This is a genomic window from Variovorax sp. P4_B11 (assembly GCF_056402355.1).
Genome location: NZ_JBFUHO010000163.1, coordinates 1 through 1,145, shown reverse-complemented (window position 1 = coordinate 1,145; position 1,145 = coordinate 1). Strand labels below are relative to the sequence as shown.

Below are 1,145 nucleotides of genomic sequence, written 5' to 3'. Positions count from 1 at the left end.
CAAAGAGGCCAACGCGCCGCCCGCAGACCTCGCCTGATCAACCGCACGAAGGGACAAGGCGCTACGGGCTTCGCCCTTCGCGCCTTCTTCGATCGAGCGGCCGGGGCATCAAAAGAGAAGCAAGAAAGGAGGCAAGACGCTAGAGTTATGCACAGTCGGCATCCACGATGCCGGCTTCCATCCCCGGGTCAAAGTTCAAACGGCAGGGTGGGTCAAAGTTCAACCGGCGCCGACAAGGCGCTCCACGACGTGCCGTTGTACCGAGAGTTCGCGGGCCTGGGTGATGGGGTGAGTCGCTTGCCCGACGAGACCACCATCCTGCGCTTCCGCCATTTGCTGGAGGCCCACAACCTGGCCGCCGACATGCTTCGCGTGGTCAATGACATCCTTCAGGCCAAAGGCCTGTTGCTGCGCACCGGCACTGCTGTGGATGCCACGCTGATCGCGGCACCGAGTTCGACCAAGAACCTTGAAGGCGAGCGCGACCCGGAAATGCATCAGGTCAAAAAGGGCAACCAGTGGTACTTCGGCATGAAGGCCCACATCGGCGTGGACACCGCGTCGGGGCTGGTGCACACAGTGGTCGGTACGGCGGCGCACGTCAGCGACATCAACGTCGCTGGAGCGCTGCTGCACGGCGAGGAGCACGCGGCCTTCGGCGACTCGGGCTACCAGGGCGTGCACAAGCGAGCGGAGGCCGCAGGGCCGACCTGGCATGTGGCGATGCGACCGGGCAAGCGCAGGCTGCTCAACCCGTTCATCGAGCCGGAGTTCGTGGCCGAGCGTGTGGAGAAGATGAAGGCCAGCATCCGAGCGAAGGTCGAGCACCCGTTCCGGGTGATCAAGCAGCAGTTCGGGTTCACGAAGGTGCGCTATCGCGGCTTGGCGAAGAACACGGCGCAGATCGTCACGCTGTTCGCGTTGTCGAACCTGTGGATGGCGCGGAGAAAGTTGATGGAGGTCAGGGGATGAGTGCGTCTGCGAGGCCCGAAACGGGCTTGCAAGGCGGCCAAAGCGGCGGCCCCGCGCAGCAAATCGTTGCCGAGCTTGCTCGATCGATGCATCAGGTTGCGTCGGCACCACCTTATTCATTCAGTTGTGATTGCAGATCGTGTTCTGCAGACCATCCCTACAGACCATCCCTA

1 protein-coding gene is annotated in these 1,145 nt (G+C 62.9%); it reads left to right on the top strand.

From position 1 onward, the window contains the following. Positions 1-36: 36 nt before the first annotated feature. Positions 37-972 (top strand): IS5 family transposase, encoded by a 936-nt coding sequence (locus tag AC1DYD_RS41430; RefSeq protein WP_478178501.1) that lies wholly within the window; start codon positions 37-39, stop codon positions 970-972. Positions 973-1,145 lie beyond the last annotated feature (173 nt).